At 53.1% G+C, this 16,732-nt stretch carries 17 protein-coding genes; 4 read left to right on the top strand and 13 right to left on the bottom strand.

Annotated features, from left to right (window positions below; all coding sequences use genetic code 11):
• Positions 1-66 precede the first annotated feature (66 nt).
• Both LA756_RS24445 and LA756_RS24440 read left to right on the top strand, forming a co-directional pair.
• A complete protein-coding gene (locus LA756_RS24445; RefSeq protein WP_224437343.1) occupies positions 67-549 on the top strand; it encodes a division/cell wall cluster transcriptional repressor MraZ in 483 nt (160 codons plus the stop codon).
• Positions 550-928: 379 nt separating this feature from the next.
• Positions 929-1,996, top strand: a complete 1,068-nt coding sequence (locus LA756_RS24440; protein WP_224437342.1) for a DUF1559 domain-containing protein — start codon at positions 929-931, stop codon at positions 1,994-1,996.
• Between the two features lie 243 nt (positions 1,997-2,239).
• Here LA756_RS24440 and LA756_RS24435 read toward each other — a convergent pair whose 3' ends face one another.
• The 3 genes from LA756_RS24435 to kdsB form a co-directional block, all read right to left on the bottom strand.
• Positions 2,240-2,650 (bottom strand): DUF1844 domain-containing protein, encoded by a 411-nt coding sequence (locus tag LA756_RS24435; protein ID WP_224437341.1) that lies wholly within the window; start codon positions 2,648-2,650, stop codon positions 2,240-2,242.
• A gap of 78 nt (positions 2,651-2,728) precedes the next feature.
• Complete coding sequence (locus tag LA756_RS24430) at positions 2,729-4,390, bottom strand: CTP synthase (protein WP_224437340.1); 1,662 nt, start codon at positions 4,388-4,390, stop codon at positions 2,729-2,731.
• Positions 4,391-4,574: 184 nt separating this feature from the next.
• Positions 4,575-5,348 carry a 3-deoxy-manno-octulosonate cytidylyltransferase gene (gene kdsB / locus LA756_RS24425; RefSeq protein ID WP_224437339.1) on the bottom strand — a complete coding sequence of 258 codons (774 nt, stop codon included), beginning with the start codon at positions 5,346-5,348 and terminating at the stop codon, positions 4,575-4,577.
• A gap of 198 nt (positions 5,349-5,546) precedes the next feature.
• Between kdsB and glmS the strand changes: the two genes are divergently transcribed.
• Positions 5,547-7,412 (top strand): glutamine--fructose-6-phosphate transaminase (isomerizing), encoded by a 1,866-nt coding sequence (gene glmS, locus LA756_RS24420; protein WP_224437338.1) that lies wholly within the window; start codon positions 5,547-5,549, stop codon positions 7,410-7,412.
• Between the two features lie 13 nt (positions 7,413-7,425).
• Here the strand turns inward: glmS and LA756_RS24415 are convergent, their stop codons facing one another.
• The 7 genes from LA756_RS24415 to LA756_RS24385 all read right to left on the bottom strand — a co-directional run bounded on the left by LA756_RS24415 (position 7,426) and on the right by LA756_RS24385 (position 12,698).
• Positions 7,426-7,926, bottom strand: a complete 501-nt coding sequence (locus LA756_RS24415) for a DUF423 domain-containing protein (RefSeq protein WP_224437337.1) — start codon at positions 7,924-7,926, stop codon at positions 7,426-7,428.
• A 10-nt stretch (positions 7,927-7,936) separates the two neighbouring features.
• On the bottom strand, positions 7,937-8,314 hold the full coding sequence (locus tag LA756_RS24410) for a hypothetical protein (RefSeq protein WP_224437336.1): 378 nt from the start codon (positions 8,312-8,314) through the stop codon (positions 7,937-7,939).
• Positions 8,315-8,467: 153 nt separating this feature from the next.
• Entirely contained in the window at positions 8,468-9,439 is a 972-nt protein-coding gene (locus LA756_RS24405) for a DUF1559 domain-containing protein (RefSeq protein ID WP_224437335.1), read from the bottom strand.
• Between the two features lie 368 nt (positions 9,440-9,807).
• Positions 9,808-10,191: a hypothetical protein gene (locus tag LA756_RS24400; RefSeq protein ID WP_224437334.1), complete on the bottom strand. Its 384-nt coding sequence runs from the start codon at positions 10,189-10,191 to the stop codon at positions 9,808-9,810.
• 40 nt (positions 10,192-10,231) lie between these two features.
• Positions 10,232-11,218 carry a DUF1559 domain-containing protein gene (locus LA756_RS24395; RefSeq protein WP_224437333.1) on the bottom strand — a complete coding sequence of 329 codons (987 nt, stop codon included), beginning with the start codon at positions 11,216-11,218 and terminating at the stop codon, positions 10,232-10,234.
• A gap of 123 nt (positions 11,219-11,341) precedes the next feature.
• A complete protein-coding gene (locus LA756_RS24390) occupies positions 11,342-11,689 on the bottom strand; it encodes a hypothetical protein (RefSeq protein ID WP_224437332.1) in 348 nt (115 codons plus the stop codon).
• Entirely contained in the window at positions 11,679-12,698 is a 1,020-nt protein-coding gene (locus LA756_RS24385; protein ID WP_261362059.1) for a DUF1559 domain-containing protein, read from the bottom strand. The genes LA756_RS24390 and LA756_RS24385 overlap by 11 nt, the downstream gene beginning before the upstream one ends.
• Positions 12,699-12,938: 240 nt before the next feature.
• On the opposite strand from LA756_RS24385, the gene LA756_RS24380 reads away from it, so the two are divergent.
• Positions 12,939-14,138, top strand: coding sequence for a helix-turn-helix domain-containing protein (locus LA756_RS24380; protein WP_224437331.1), 1,200 nt, complete (start codon positions 12,939-12,941; stop codon positions 14,136-14,138).
• On the opposite strand, the gene LA756_RS24375 is transcribed toward LA756_RS24380, so the two are convergent.
• From LA756_RS24375 to LA756_RS24365, 3 genes are all read right to left on the bottom strand, one after another.
• Complete coding sequence (locus LA756_RS24375) at positions 14,135-15,118, bottom strand: sugar phosphate isomerase/epimerase (RefSeq protein ID WP_224437330.1); 984 nt, start codon at positions 15,116-15,118, stop codon at positions 14,135-14,137. The two genes, LA756_RS24380 and LA756_RS24375, sit on opposite strands and share 4 nt — an antisense overlap.
• Positions 15,119-15,182: 64 nt before the next feature.
• A complete protein-coding gene (locus LA756_RS24370; RefSeq protein ID WP_224437329.1) occupies positions 15,183-15,644 on the bottom strand; it encodes a YegJ family protein in 462 nt (153 codons plus the stop codon).
• A 197-nt stretch (positions 15,645-15,841) separates the two neighbouring features.
• Complete coding sequence (locus LA756_RS24365; protein ID WP_224437328.1) at positions 15,842-16,219, bottom strand: thioredoxin family protein; 378 nt, start codon at positions 16,217-16,219, stop codon at positions 15,842-15,844.
• Positions 16,220-16,732 lie beyond the last annotated feature (513 nt).

The raw sequence follows: 16,732 nt of genomic DNA, 5'->3' as shown, positions 1-16,732 counted from the left end.
ATCAGTGATGTGGGAAACTAACCCAAAAGGGCGTTTGGAGGTTTTCCTGATTGAAAACGAAAACGCATGGGGTCGGACGAGTTCATCCTGGGGGAATACAGCCGTACGCTGGACGACCGGTTCCGGTTGTCAATTCCTACGCAGATAACCGATCTGATCGCGCCGAAGGGGGACGACCTGATCCTGGTCAAGGAGCGACCGGGCTGCTTGAGCTTATGGAACGGACCGCAATGGCAAGGAAAGCTGGACGCCGGAGTAAACCTGGTTCACGCCAAGATCGCGGCGGGAAAGCTGGAAAACCGAATTGCGGATGTCCAACTGTTAGGTCGATTGCTTTCCACACGTCAACGCAATGTTGCACTCGCAGGAAAAGGGAGATTGCTGATACCGGAGGGATTTCGGGAATTCTTAGGGGTCGAAGCGGGCGAAGAAGTCTTACTCGTCGGGGCCGCTGTGTGTGTCGAAATCTGGAAGCCAGAAGCGTGGCTTAGCAATCTCGAAGAAAAGATGCCGGAGTTCCGATCGCTACTGGATCAACTCAGCGGCTAACAACAAATCAAATGAAGTCACTTGTTTGCTAGGGAATTGGATCGAACGTCGTTAAACCCTGTTTTGTTCCGTAACGACTCGGATCAATCACAAGATACCAGGGATGGCCTTTCAGGCATGGATGCCTACCTTTAAATTCCCCAGCAAACGACGGCCCCGCGGTTGAGAATAGTCCACTCAACCGCGGGGCTTTTTTTGTGCGCTCACCCAGGGCCGATTCATTTAATTTTCGCGTTACACAAAAATAAATACTTGCACTCCTGTCAGTTTTCTACCTATATTGAGCACTTCATGCCCCTCTCCAGGCAGTGACCACTCAGCACCTTCCCAGTGCCAAGACCTCCTTATTCCTTCCCTTTTCAAATCGAATGGAGCCCCCATGCCTATTCCACTTCACCGGGGCCGCGGCCTGCGCGGATTTACTCTTGTCGAGCTCTTAGTTGTGATTGCCATCATCGGAGTCCTTGTCGCTTTGCTCCTGCCGGCAGTGCAGCAAGCGCGCGAAGCGGCTCGCCGAACGGAGTGCATTAACAATCTGAAGCAACTTGGACTGGCTTTGCACAACTACCACGACACGTTCAACGTTATGCCGCCACTTGCCATTCTTGGAAACGGAAGCGGGAACCCTCAAGCGGCTCGCCATTACACTTGGATCTCTCTAATCCTTCCGCAGTTGGAACAAGGATCACTTCACGACCAGTTCAATTTCGGAGCACCGGCCTGGAACCAAACTTTGCCAGGCGGACTGGGCAACCTTCAAGGAGCCCCGGTCGCTTCAGTGCTCCGCTGCCCATCCGATGGAGATTTTCGCGATACGAGTCAGACCGGTGGCGTATCCGTGACCAATTACGCAGCCTCCGAAGGCTATCACTGGTGGCAGAATGCGAGCATTAGTGCCGACACATTCACCAATTCTCACGGTGTTCCAGGCCTGCCGTCGGAAAGCCAATCTAGAAGTTGGAACGGCGCGTTCACGATTGGCAATCGAATTGATCTTGCCAACTTCCTGGACGGGACCTCTAACACGATCATGGTCGCAGAAGCGAATGCCACAGGGTTCAAGTCAGGCGGCGACCGCTGGAAAGCAGGTACCGGAATTCGTCGCAATGCTTCGACCGAAGCGGTTATTCGCCCTGCCTATGTATTCACGGGGTCGTACGGATTCAGCCGGCGTGCACCTTACAGCGATCCTGAAGGAAATGCTGTCACCGCTGATGGCTGGTTCCGTAGCCCATCGGATAATGTGCCGCATCACTTTACGCCGTCGTACATTTCGTATCGAAACATCAACAACGACTGGCAAGGCCCCAGCAGCATGCATCCCGGCGTTGTCATGTGCCTCATGGGGGACGCCTCCGTAAGTCGCGTCACCGAAGGAATCACCTACTGGAACTGGCTCGGCATGAACGGCCTTGCTGACGGCGTAATTGCCAGCCTGGATAACTAATCAACAACACTCCACCAAGGATATGATTTAACATGCGTCAATTAATCCTAGCGTTTCTTCTTCTCGCCAGTGCGGCACTTGTTGGCTGCGGGGAATCCAAGGCGCCGGAAAACCCCGACACAACCAACCCGGACATGACCTCGGCACCGGAAGCGCCGAAATAACCAAGTCCCATCTCAAGAAAAACCAAAAGCCAAGCGAGTGATTGCTTGGCTTTTCTTATGGCACTTTAAAAGTGGAAACCTATTTTCCAACGGCGACAAACGCCATACGCAGTTGGTGCAACACGCTTTCCAACGCGGCATTCTCTTGTGGATCCAGATTCCCTTTCGTCTTCTCTTCCAGCACGGCCAACAGATCAATCATGTGCTTGGCAACTTCAGGGTGCTTCTCCGCTTTTCCTGTCGCAGGATCAGGGATTTGTCCCATTGCGGAAAACGCCTGAGTCGCGAGCATGGAAATGAGAAGCATGAAGTCCGCCGGAGGAAATTGTCCTGCCCCCGCAGGAGCAGTTTCCACTGTGTCGGAGCTCGGCGACTGCTCGGAAACCTCGGGGGAATCGTCTCCCTTCAGTTTTTCCCGCTCTTGCCGGACCTGCTCCTTCCAATCGCTGTCGACAATGATCTTCTTGTCTGGATCTTGCTCGTCACTCATCGCTGCACCTCCCGTCTGATCTTGCCAAATACCGAAGCCTGAGCGAGGCAAACATGCCAATTTATTCGCTCCGAAGGACTAAGCGTCCGCATGTTCTGAAGAAGGACTTTCACTGGAAAGCTCCTTCTTCGCGTCGCGTCGACGCCGTGCAATCGCAGCTCCGACGAAGCCGGCAAACAATGGATGGGCCTGGATCGGCTTGCTCTTAAATTCAGGATGGAACTGAACCGCAACAAACCAAGGGTGATCCTCGACTTCTAAGATTTCCACCAGAGACTTATCCGGCTTCAACCCGGCGAATTTCATCCCGTTGCTACGGAACTGATCCCGATAGACGTTGTTGAACTCGTAACGATGGCGGTGACGTTCAGAAATTTCGTCTTCGCCATACGCATCGCGAGAATGAGTTCCTTCTTCGAGCGAACAAGGTTGTGTCCCAAGACGCATCGTCCCACCCTTGTCCGTGATATTCTTTTGCTCGTCCAGCAAGCAAATCACAGGATGTGGCGTATGTTTATCAAATTCTGTCGAGTGAGCACCCTCTAACTTTACCACGTTTCGGGCAAACTCAATCGCAGCACACTGCATCCCGAGACAGATCCCGAGAAACGGAATGCCACGTTCGCGAGCATAACGGACCGCTTCCACTTTCCCTTCAATACCACGCTCGCCGAAGCCACCTGGTACGAGGATCCCATCGAAGCCTGCCAACATTCGTTCGGCACCTTCGGTCTCGAGCGTTTCGCTTTGAATGCGGCCGACGCGAATCTGCGACTTGTGATGAATGCCGGCATGATCGATCGATTCGTAAATCGACTTGTAGGCATCCTTATGCTCAGCATACTTTCCGACAACAGCGATGCTGATTTCATGATCAGGATAGCGGAGCGTATGGAGAATCTCTTGCCACGGCGTCAGGTCCACCGAAGAAACCTGGGGCAAGCCAAGCTTGCTGGCAATTAGGTCGTCCAAGTTATTGTCGTGCAAACTGATCGGTACTTCGTAAATTGAGAAGTCCTTATCCTTCTCTTCGATTACCGCTTCAATCGGCACATTACAGAACAATGCGATCTTCTCTCGATCGTCACGACTCAAGTTGCGTTCGGTACGACAAATCAAGATATCTGGCTGAATACCGATTTCTCGCAACTGGCCGACCGAGTGCTGTGTTGGCTTGGTCTTCAGTTCGCCGGCCGCTTTCAAATACGGAACCAGCGTCAGGTGGATAAACAAGCAATTTTCGCGGCCAACGGTCTGCGGAAATTGGCGAATGGCTTCCAGAAACGGTTGGCTCTCGATGTCACCGACCGTGCCACCAATCTCCGTGATGATCACGTCGGTGTCGTCATCACCCAGCTTTCGAATCGCCGACTTGATCTCGTCGGTGATGTGAGGGATGACTTGAACCGTCTTCCCCAGGAACTCGCCTCGTCGCTCCTTGTTGATCACCGACATGTAAATCTGGCCGGTCGTGTAGTTCGAGTCGCGCGTCAGAGGACTGTTCGTGAAACGCTCGTAGTGGCCAAGATCGAGATCGGTCTCGCTACCGTCATCAAGCACGTAAACTTCGCCGTGCTGATAAGGGCTCATCGTCCCGGGGTCGACGTTGATATAGGGGTCAAGCTTCTGCATCTTGACCTTGAGACCGCGTTGCTCGAGGAGCATCCCGACCGACGCACTGGTCAGACCTTTACCGAGTGAACTAACGACGCCGCCGGTAACGAAAATATGTTTTGCCATGAAGTTGAGTGGGCCCGGAGACCTTCCGTGCTTCGGAGCAGAGAGGGACATGCTGCGACGCTCTATCTTGACCGACTCTGGATTTAAAAATCCAAGCCATTAAAGCCGCTTAATGCCCGGCCAACGGGAATTAAACAAGACCTAATGGAAACCAACATCGTGCCGCTAGCGTGAAACCACTATCCTAGCGATTGGACATCTTTTTGACAAACGCCGCATAGTCTTCCGGCGTGTCGATTCCAATGCTTGGTTCGGCGATGGTCCCCACCAAGATGGTCTCTCCCATCTCCAAGACTCGCAGCTGTTCCAGTTTTTCGAGCTGCTCGAGGGGGGAAGGGGGTGCCGTGGCCAAGTTTAAAAGAAAGTCGCGACGGTAGGCATAGATGCCCAAATGCTGAAGAAATGCTGGCTGCTGAGCATTCAGGACGGACTCGTATCCGTCACGTACGTAAGGAATCGGGCTACGACTGAAATAGAGAGCTCGGCCGTTTTCGCCGCAGACCACCTTAACGCACGCGGGATCCCGTAATTTTTCTAACGAACGAATCGGCGTTGCCAACGTCGCCATAGAAACGTCGGGGTTCACTTCCAGCAGGAATCGCACTTTCTCGATCGCATCGGCAGAAATCTCAGGTTCGTCTCCCTGGACATTGATGAAAATATCGACGTCTGGACGTGCTTTGGCGACCTCGGCCACACGATCGGTGCCGCTAGCACATGCCTCGCTGGTCATCACCGACTCTCCACCGAAACGATCCACTGCACCGCGGATCGATTCGTGGTCGGTCGCCACAATCACGCCACTAGTTCCCTGGGCCTTACATGCTGCTTCGTACGTATGCTGGATGAGCGGTTTGCCGGTCTCCGCCAACAAAAGCTTTTGCGGCAATCGAGTCGATTGCAGTCGCGCCGGAATAACGACCAAGCTGTTGAGGGCGAGTGACAGAGCAGGTTTCATGGCGTTTCTGATTCCATTCGGGGAAATATCGCGTGATCCTCACGTTAGCGACTCTCTAGGATAAGCGTTATGCCTCAAATTTCAGAGACCAGTTCCTGCTCCGATCTTCAATCGATCTTCGTGAAAACCAGCGATTTTGCTACGCTTGCCAGCGATAGCATAGACGGATTTATCTCGCCTAGCCGAAGGAAACGGGCCATGTGTGGAATTGTCGGGTACGTTGGAGAACTCAGAGCCGCAGACTTCCTGTTGGAAGGCTTGCGTCGATTGGAGTACCGCGGCTACGACAGCGCCGGCATCGCGGCAATCGATCGCTTGCAGAAGTTTCATATCGTGAAGACGGCCGGTCGTATCGATTCTTTGTCGGATCGGTTGGCAGACGAGATGCCGTCGGGCACAACCGGAATCGGCCACACACGCTGGGCTACTCACGGTCCGGCCACTCAAGCGAATGCCCACCCTCACGCTGGCCCTCATGAAGAAGTTGTCGTCGTCCACAATGGCGTGATCGAAAACTATGCTACCCTGAAAGCGAAGCTACAACAAAAGGGCTATCAATTTAAAAGCGACACCGATACCGAGGTGATCGCATTCATGCTGGAAGATGGATTCAAACAGCTACCTATCGCACCTGGCAAAGTCCCTTCGGATGAAGCTTTGGTCGGACTCGTACAGAAAGTCCTTGCCAAGCTACAAGGAACGTACGGGGTTGGCATTCTTTTCCGTTGTCGTCCCGATCTGGTCATCGCAGCCCGATTGGGTAGCCCGTTGGTGATTGGCGTATCGGAAGATGCTCATTTCCTTGCCAGCGATGCCTCGCCACTGGTGGGCTATACCGACAAAATCGTCTACCTGGCCGACCACCAAGTTGCCCTGCTCAAAGCAGACTCGCTCCAGATCGCCCACCGCGATTTGGGAGAGGTTACTCATAACGTCGAAAAGCTGGAGATTGCCTCGGGAGATGTCGAGCTCGGCGACTTCGAGCACTACATGCTCAAAGAGATCTTCGAGCAACCACAGTCCATCGAGAACGCGATGCGGGGGCGGTTGAACCTCGACAATGCTACGGCCGTGTTTGGTGGATTAAGTCTTTCGCCACAGGAGCTACGCGGGGTCGACCGCATCTTACTGACGGCCTGTGGCACAAGCTGGCATGCAGCGATGGTCGGGGAATACTTAATCGAAGAGATGGCCCGAATCCCTGTGGAAGTGGAATATGCTTCCGAGCTTCGCTATCGTAATCCGCCGGTTCCACGACGAACGCTTGTATTCGGAATTACACAAAGCGGTGAAACGGCCGACACGCTGGCTGCTTTGCGAGAGATGAAACGGAAGGGGCATCCTACCCTGGCCATCTGCAACGTCGTCGGCAGTAGCATTGCCCAGGAAGCGGACGGCGGCATTTACCTGCACGCTGGCCCCGAAGTAGGCGTAGCTTCGACCAAGGCTTACACGTCACAGCTAGTCGTCTTAGCCATGCTCGGACTTTACTTCGGTCGTTTGAATCATTTGAGTTTTGATCAAGGGTATCGCATCATCCGTGCGATGCAGGCTCTGCCGGACGTGGTCCGAAAGGCCCTGACAACCCAGGAACAAGCCCGAAAGATCGCAGAGAAATATCAATCCGCCAATAACTTCCTGTACCTGGGCCGGTACTTTAATTTTCCGACGGCACTGGAAGGCGCATTGAAGCTAAAGGAAATCAGTTACATCCACGCCGAAGGGTATCCGGCCGCAGAGCTGAAGCATGGTCCGATCGCGCTGGTCGACGAGAACACGCCTAGCGTCTTCATCATGCCACAAGGTGTCGTTTACGACAAAGTCATGAGCAACTTGCAGGAAATCAAAGCACGTGGCGGTCCCGTCATTGCAATTGCCAGCGAGGACGACCACGAAATCGAGAACTACGCCGACGACGTTATCCGAATCCCAACGGTTGAAGAATTCCTGCAGCCCATTGTTTCGGTGATCCCACTCCAGTTCATTGCCTATCACATCGCCCTGCTACGCGGCTGCGATGTCGACAAGCCGCGGAATTTGGCGAAGAGTGTGACGGTGGAATAGACCACTGAACAGCTCAAGAGTCTAAGGCAGGGTTCACCGATTTCGGTCTCGCGGAAATTGTCGCGAGCGCAAGCCCACACCATCCCACGAGAAGCAGAACTCCACCAACGGACATCCCCACTTGCAGCGTGGGCATGTCGAGAATCGCTCCTAGCGCGAGACCTCCTCCGTACAGAAGTGTGCCTAACACGAAGCCGCTACCTCCGATAATTTGGCCGTAGCCGCGCGTTCCGACGACCCCCAAAGCGGTGAGCGCCAAAGCATGGTACATCACGTACTGAACACCGTGCTGATAATTCTCCCACCGCAGTTCGTTCTCTTGGCGATCAATGGAGCTGATCTCCATGATCTCAGGCCCAGGATCACCATTGGGCAAAGCCGGACCAGGCACTAACTTCGCTTTCGCGCGAAGCTGCTCGTCCAACTTCAGCTTCACCGTAGGAGCACCAATCGGACCACCTACGATCGCAACCATTCCAAAGATCGCCCCAATAATCAAATTGATTTGCGCCATCGATCTCCCCTTAGCGTCTTCGGCGTGACCGTTTGGTGCTTAGCTCGAAATCTAGTTCTGTCGGCTCGGTGATGTTTGCTTTAAGCCCCGAGTCGGTGGTGATATAGCGCATCGGCACCACCGTCTGGTTGTCTAGAAATCCAGCGACTTGAACAATCTTCTCGCCGGGCAAACAGTCCAATTCATACTCGCCATTAGTCACCGTGGCGCCGCGAACTTCCGGGCTGCCATCGGTTGGCGCGAAGCGAATGTTTCCACTTGTCAGCGGCTTGCCGTCAAGCGTGACCATTCCAGAAATAGGAAATGTCTGTGGCTGCTGCGAACACCCCACCGCTATGGATGTCAGTGCAATTAGCACCAGGCTCGAAATAATCCATTTTGAATTCATTGAAGTATCCCTCGAAAGAGCGTCCACTCTTACAGCGAAGCTCGATTGCCTTCGCTGTCGTATTTGAGCAAACGATCGGTTAATGGCAAAACAAGAAGCGGCGGACCAGGGCGAAGCCCTGGCCCCTAGAGACGTCAAGTCAAATACTCTGCGTTAGAACGCTTCCAGAATGTTGCCATCGCCACGATTGGATAGGTTCTTGAACGTACCAAAGTTGATCGTGTCTGGAATGAATGATACCGATGCGTCGGCACGCGTCAGCATCACGCCACCAGGATGGGCACTTCGAGGGCTAAATGCTGTTTGTGCGCCAGGTGGGCTTTCTGGCATTGGAAACGTCAAACGCCAAGGATTTTGCGTGACCGTCGAGCCAGGGACAAAGTCACCATTGCCAGCGGAAGGCTTGCCATTGATGGAGAAGATAGCGGTATACAGACTCTCCATCGCCCAGCCGTTCCAGTAGTTGCCTAATTTGCATTCAGCCTGCGGACTTTGACGCACCTCACTGAACATAGCCGTGTTGCTCGTTCCATCGGTAATGTCCCGAAACTTGATCGACGACTTAACAAAGAACAAGCCGTTCATGCCCTGGTAGGGGGTCGTCGAACTGACTTCGACTAGCGGCACACCTGTTGAGGTCGGGCCTGAGGAAAAAATCGCGTCGGACGTCGCGTTGGCAACGTAATTTCCCTGGAATCCATCGTTACCGACTTTGCCACCGTTGGGATCTGATGGACAAACAAACCCTTCAACCACGGTATTGCGGATATTCGCAGGCCACGTGTTTGCAGCCGATGTAGCCATCAATGGCCGAACCGCATCGTACATGGCCGACTGTTCGACGAACGGCAAAATCGCTACGAACCAAGTCGATCGATTGGGGTTCTCCGAAGTGTCTTCGTATTGTTGCCCGCTGTATTGGCCATACGGAAAGGACTGGTAAGTATCGTGATAGTTATGCATCGCCAACCCAAGCTGCTTCAGGTGGTTAGTGCACTGAATGCGTCGCGCGGCTTCCCGAGCCTGCTGAACAGCGGGCAGGAGCAAGGCAATCAAAATCCCAATGATGGCTATCACCACCAAAAGCTCCACCAGCGTAAATCCGTTTTTCTTCGTTGTAGACATGATCGAAACCATTCCAGGGATGCGAGAATAAAAGTGAATGAATAGAGCTCAGCTTTGCGTTGCTAACAGAACAAAAGACGCCGTCCAGCGTGTTTCATTCCTGGGGCGTCGCAACTGCCGCATTGCTCACAGGATGCATGAATGGTGGTGGGTAGGTGGACACTTATCATAGCCACGCCGCAATAAAGTTCATTGCGATTTCATGTTTTTGACATTTTCAATTTGTTCCACCTCGAACAGGGCATTCGCTCGTAATTTCTCATCGGAGCAAGGTAGGGAAGACTGTGGCGCGTAGCGCATAAGATAGGGGCGAACGATCGACGCCTCAATTTCGACCGTCCGCCCCCGGTTCCTGTATCAGGGACTCTCTAAGATTTTACGCTGATGTCGAACGTACCGTTCTCCCTGGGGATGTCGGCTTTCATTCGAAACGGCCCCCCTGGCAACGGTCGGCCGTTGGTCAGCGATGTACCTGGTTCGCCTTGACCATCGAACGCTTCGACGACGATCTTCTGGGGACCACCGACGATCCCTTTGCCGTATTCCGTTTCGTACCGACCATCGTGAATTTCGGCGATAGCCATCGGCCCTTTGTTTCCAAGGGTCGCGTCCGGCTCGAACTGAACCGTACCCGCAGGCACTGGCTTTCCATTGAGCAGCACCTCTCCCGAAACTTGATACCGTGGCGGTCCTTCTTGCGGCTGCTGTGTACAGCCGCAAATCAAAAGGACGCCCAGCATGAGATAACGCATGAAGTTCCTTTCCTGCAAATAATGTTCAATGCGACTGCGTTTATTGAGGCGAACCAATGGGCAGTCCATCGGCGCGAACGGCCATTTGCCGATAAGCATTGATGTCCATTACTTCACTCAGGAATTGAACCGATCCATCTCCAAGTACAAACTGGGCTCCGCCGGGATGCTCGCTTCCATACGTCGATGTCACATAGCCGAACGTATTGACCTGGTTGCCGTTCACATCGGGGCCGCTGTTAATTTGACGGACAGCTGCCGACGTTCCCACAAGCAACTGATCGTTCGGCGTCAGGCGGTACCCGGAAGCCCAAGTGGTCATTTCGCAGCAGGTATTCCCTTTCATCGAATAGATGGTTTCCCCCACAATTAAGACGTTCGTGGTGCCATCGGTGATATCCCGAAACTTGGTCTTCGAGTTACGCCAGAACACACCGTTGTTGAAATACACACGTCCACTGTAGCCGGCATGGCCGTTGTATTCGTTTTGTCGAGCTGGCGTCTCGCCACCACCACATACAGCGTGATAGCTTAGCGTTGGGAATCGCCCAGTCGTGAACGAAGGGCAGATGTACTTCGGCATACTGGTCTTCTGAAAGACATGATTGGTATTGGAACTGGTGTCGTAGTTGGAAGCACTGTGGACATCCAGATTTTGATAAAACGCCCAGGCAAACTGCTTGCCGAAGTCGAATGAATCGTGCAGAGCGGACTCTTCCATGTAGGGCAGGATGAGTACCGTCCAAGGTGCCCGAGACATATTGGCATCCCAACTACCGTTGTTGCCAAGATTGTTATCGGAAGCAGGCGTAGTGGCGATCGCGCCCGGTGGAAACGAGCCCAGCGAGTCGTGATAGTTATGCATCGCTAAGCCGATTTGCTTCATGTTGTTCTTGCATTCCATTCGGCGAGCCGCCTCGCGTGCTTGCTGGACCGCAGGCAACAACAGGGCAATCAGCACGCCAATAATGGCAATGACCACGAGTAATTCCACCAACGTAAAACCCGAGTACCGCTTCGAGTTCATGGGTATTTCCTTGTTCATAGGGATCCATTGAGAAGCTGAAAAATGAATAATCAAATGTTCCAAGTCGCGCATGCTGCGTCGACGGTATGCTCTTCTTCTCTGTTCTCTATTCGCCGCTGCTTGTTAACCGGGGCTTGTTTCGCCTAGCTTTTGCAGCATTTCTTCCGCGACTTTGCGACGCTGCGTATCACTTCCGGCTGACTTCAGCTTGAAGTAAAGAGGACGCAGGGGCTCGATCTTTTGAGGGGAGCCACGCATGGCACTTTCAAACGCTGGCTCAGCGCCGAACATTTCTGGCATAGGCGTGCTCGTATCGACGATTTGCTTCAGAAACGACTTAAGCATTCCCGTGCCATCATCCGCCGCGGCACCAGGGTCCGAAGGAAATCCGCCTGACATATTGCAGCCGAATGCCAATGCCGCCAACAAACAGACGGCCAGCCAGTGGGATCGAGAGGAATTAAAAGTCATGGATTTCGCCTCCCGAGCGGGTACCTAGCGCGCCCCACACGCCATAGGCCGAATTACCATTCCAGTTAGGCGTTGCATCTTGATCGCCTGCATCAATGGTTTCGTTGATGAACTGCGCCGAGCCATCCGCGAAAACAACTTGCACGCCGCCAGGATGACGACTGTTGGAAGTCATCATTGCTTCGGTCCAGAAATTTTGCTCGCGTGCACAAGAGGGACCGTTCGGTGGAATAATGGTCGTCACGCCGGTGTAAACAATATTGCCGGGGTGCCAACTGAAACCATGCTTATCAACCAGCGGTTGAAACGTGAGTCCTTCGGCAAACTTGTTTCCCAACCAAACCGTGCTGGCCGTGCAATCGCTTGGCTTCGAGAAGTTGATGATCGCCGTATCACCACGAGCACCTTCCGATGAGGCCCGCATGATTTCCGCCAACGCAATCGTATTGCTCGTCCCATCTTTCAGGTCAGCGATATTGAAGAAGGAATTCCAGCCGAACATGCCACGTGGCTGCTTGTCTTCCCCTTGAGCCCCAGTGGTTTCCATCCAGTGATCGGAAACGACTGTACCGTAGTTGGTCAGACCAAGTTCGCGATGGGTCCGGGTATCGTTATCCGAAGGGCAAAGAAGGCCTGGAATCTGGGCCCGAGAGCCATCAAACTCGGTATTGATGTAGCAATCACCGTTACCGTTGAGCCGTGGTTCCCACAGTTCGTAAACGGCATTTTGCTCGAGAAATGGAGTGAGCGGGACGAAAGCACTGACGCCGCCATACCACGAATCGCAACCCCCGCCGCCCTGCGCTCGCGAGGGAAAAGCTTCGTTTGTGTCGTGATAATTGTGGAGCGCAATCCCTAATTGTTTTAGATTATTAGAACACTGGGACCGCCTCGCGGCTTCCCGTGCTTGCTGGACTGCCGGCAAAAGCAGCGCAATCAGCACACCTATGATGGCAATTACCACCAAGAGCTCAACGAGGGTAAATCCCCTCTTTCTCGTCATTGACATCGAGTATCCACTCCGTGATCGTATTAAATGGAGGATGATCGGCGTCAATGAACCCGGCATTATCCTCCCAGACGCCCCCAGCGTCTCGGTTGCCAAATTCATCACCGCCACAGCGCATGATGGAGTGGATTACTGAGATCTATTGTGTAGATTAGAGATAGTCGCATCATTGCTATTTCCGTTTTTTGTGATTTTCAATTTGTTGCACGTTGCGATCATCACCATCCAAGGCAACTTTGAATGATCGATCACACCAACTTGGTAACGAAAACGATTGCCTTGTTCTTGCCGCGGGGGCACGAGCAGTCTGCTCGCATTACCGCTGGCGCTGTCATGAGTGCGGCCGACTATCCGCATATCACGCTACTTGAGTGGCCATACGACGATTCCCAGCCCGATTTCGACTACGATTTCAACGAAATCGAATTCGACGGAGCGATTATCTGGGCCTACAACGGTTCTCCGTGGGCCAAGCGTTTACTCTCGATGGGCATTCCCGTGGTGAACTGCGGCAGCAACTGGATCCGCCAGGGGGTTCCCTCCGTAGCGTTCGATTGGGAAGCGTTACAAAACGATTTGATTGAGAAATTTACCGCCCTCGGAAGAGAGCATGCGGCGATCGTTTCGCATAACCTGGGTAACGATCCGTTTAAGAATGCTTGGCTGGAACAATTGATCAGCCGGCTTGGCGAGAACAACATCACGACCCAGTTCTTCATCGCGCCTGGTCTGCCAAGCGAAGAACGGCAGCGCATGTTCAAGCCGGCCAGGGAACAGGAAATCATCAAGTTCTTGGAGAAACTCCCGCAGCCGTCGGCCATTTATTGCGACGACGACTATCTCGCGGCGCTGCTTTGTCGTGTTGCTCGGGATCTCGGACTTCGCATCCCGCAAGATGTCGCGGTGATGGGTTTTGGGAACTTCTCGATTTCGCAGGTGGCATCCCCGGCGATTTCATCGATCGAGATTCATGGGCAGATGATCGGTCGACAGGCGTTTAACATGGTCCGCCAGCGACTTGAGACCCCGGAAGCTGAATTCCCACAAGTCCATCACGTTCGACTCGATTTCATCGAACGCGATACTTTCCGCTTCGAGTTGGTCAAAGATGCCGTCGTCGCTCAGGTCAATCGGCTGATCGAACGCGAGGCATGTCAGGGGATCAATGTTGACGAGTTAGCTCGAAGATTGGGCGTCTCACGCAACACGCTCAATCGCCGCTTCCAACAGGAATACGGCATCACGCCTGGCAAAAAGATCCGGGCCATCCGCGTTCAGCAAGCTAAGAAGATGTTGGTGAACTCGGATCACAGCGTTACGAAGGTGGCAGAGCTATGTGGCTTTCCAGAGCCTGCCAACTTCGTGAACTTCTTTCGTCGCGAAGTCGGACAAACGCCTAACGAGTATCGCAACGCAACGCGGCAGTCGGAAGACTCCTAGGCTCGCTTGAAGACTTTACGCAGCAACGCCAGGCTTTCCGGCAATGCTTTGGTATAGTCTTCCATTCCCTCGAATTCGAGCGAAACGTAGCCACGATAATTGTGCTTTCGCAAAATCTCGCCAATGCGTGGATAGTCGAGATCAAGCGTGTACCACTGTCCTCCACCGTAGTACGTCTTCGCTTGCACAAAGACCGTCTGAGGGGCGATCTTTTCCAAACGGGTATAGGGATCCTCAAGGAAGTTCCCCGTGTCGGTACAGATCTGCAGCCATGGCGAATCGACCGCATTGACAATCCGCAAGATTCCCTCGGGCGTCAATCCAAGGCCCCAGTGATTCTCGAGCGCCAGCACGACACCGCACTTCTCTGCGGTTGGCAAGCATTTTTCCAGTGCTTCAATTACCCACGGATAACCATCTTCATCGGTGTAGCCTTCCAAAGGTGGTTCTATGCCGCGGTTGGCCATCAGTTCGTCGAAACTTCCGGAGGTTCCCCAGCGGCCGGTGTTGACCCGCATGACCGGAATCCCCAATTCGTAGGCAATTTCGATCTGCCCAATCGTTCGGTCGATGTTTTCCTGGCGTTTCTCTCGATCTGGGGTCACAAAGCCTTGGTGCGTTGAGAGTCCCACAAGCGGCAACCCAAGCCGCAATGCATGTCGTTTGTACGACATCATCTTCGCATGGCTGAGTAGTTCGTTTTGTTCCAATTGATAAAGCAGCAGTTCGACCCCGTCGAATCCATATTCATCGGCGATATCGATGCACTTATGGAAATCGCGGAATTCTTCATTGCGAAATCGCCACAACGAATAGGTCGAAAGAACGATTGGCGAAGTTTTTCGTGCTCCGTTATCGTCGGCGGGCGTTTCGTCGTGTGCCTGGCAGGCCTGACTTAGCGGAATCAACGATGCTCCGGCAGCCGCGGCTAAGAAATTACGTCGGGTCGATCGGGATGAATTGGATGCCTGATTGCTCATGATGATTTTCTCTGACGAGTAAAAGAGGGAAGTAGAAGAGAGAAAACGGCCGTACCAGAGTCGATTAAGGTTCGGCCAGCATCGATCTCATCTTTTCCGCTTCCTCTGGAGGCAATGTCTTCAGAAGCGGACGCATCGTGTAGTTTCCGTAGATCTTGCCATTTCGCATGTACATCCAGTCAGAGATATCCCCTTTCGCGATTGTCCACTCTTGCCCCGCTTGGACGTTGGAGACAATCCCAGGGTCGTTGTCGATCGTTCCTGTAAACTGACCGTTGTCGAACTTCACTCCTGTTACCCAGAAATGTTCGACCTTTTTTCCATCTTCAATAGGTGCTTTGACCGCGAAACTCTCGCCGTCGTGGCTCTCGAGTTTTTCAATGAACTCGTCAACGGTTGCTTGTGCTTTTGCGATCGCCGCATCCATTTCCTTTTCATCGTAGCCATCTTGGACCAGCGTTTCTGGAGGAGAGCCACAACCGGTTAGCAGAAACACAGCAAGCAAAACTGACAGGCAAAATCGCATAGAGATTCGTCCCAATGGGTAGCACAAGGAAAGTAATTCACCGAAGAATCAGCATAGGGGCAGCATGTACGCATGACAATCATTTCACGTATCTTTTTACGCAAAGCGATTGCTTGGCAGCTTAACTTAAGTCTTGCCCGAAGAAGCACTCCATGCCCAATCGGCAGAAGCAGCGCGTTCCGATGGCGGTGGCCAAATTACCATCCGCCTCGATAGAGTCGCTTAATGCGCGAGGCCGAAGCGGCACCACTTACGCGACGTTTCTCTTCGCCATTCACGACGTAGACAAATTGTGGAATCGAACGAATTCCATACTTCTGAGCCAATGACGAATTTGAATCGACATTCACTTTGCGGATGGGATAGCCGGCATTTCGCAGTTCTTGATAGGCGGGATCAGCACGACGACAAGCTGGGCACCAGCCAGCGGTAAAGAACAACACCTTGCCCGGCAAGTCACGCGGGGCCACATCGTCCGTAGGTGAAAAGTCGCCGGAAGAATAACTTGCGAGTGTCAGAAGTACAGGAGCAGCGAAGCAAATCAGCGCCACTACAACTACGATTGCCTTTTGCATGAACGACTTTCCCCCTTATCTGTCGGTACGCACGACGCGTTAATCTGGCCTCCGTTACTTCAAATAAAGCTTACGGTAGAACTGATCCCCACCCATTCGAGTAGAAACCGATCGTCCTTTTCTCACGTGATCGGTCTAACCGTTACATCGAGCAGAAACGGATTACGGCGCGAGTTGCTGGAAATGGATCGCTTTCGCATCCCAAACAGGCTCCGATTTCGCGTCTCGACGGCCAAGTTTTCGTTGCAACGAGTACGCTTTTGGTTCAACTTCGGAGAATTCCAGAAGATTATTACCCTATGTTTTCCCGAGTAAAACGCACTGTTTTTGAATTTCCTTCGTCAAACGAGCGCGGCCCGTTGACACCCCAGTCGTTTCTGGTACTATTTGTCTCTTCCCAGTTGGGCAACATTGCTCGCAGGGACAAAAGCAAAACGCTTTTGATGGTGTGAGAACACCAAAATGATCTTTGACAATTTGGTAGTGACCTCTGTTTGAGAGCGAAGGTTGGAT

Origin of the sequence: Bremerella sp. TYQ1 (assembly GCF_020150455.1) — a bacterium.
Taxonomy (GTDB): domain Bacteria; phylum Planctomycetota; class Planctomycetia; order Pirellulales; family Pirellulaceae; genus Bremerella; species Bremerella volcania_A.
The sequence above is the reverse complement of the archived record's forward strand: the minus strand, read 5'-3'. Positions and strand labels throughout refer to the sequence as shown.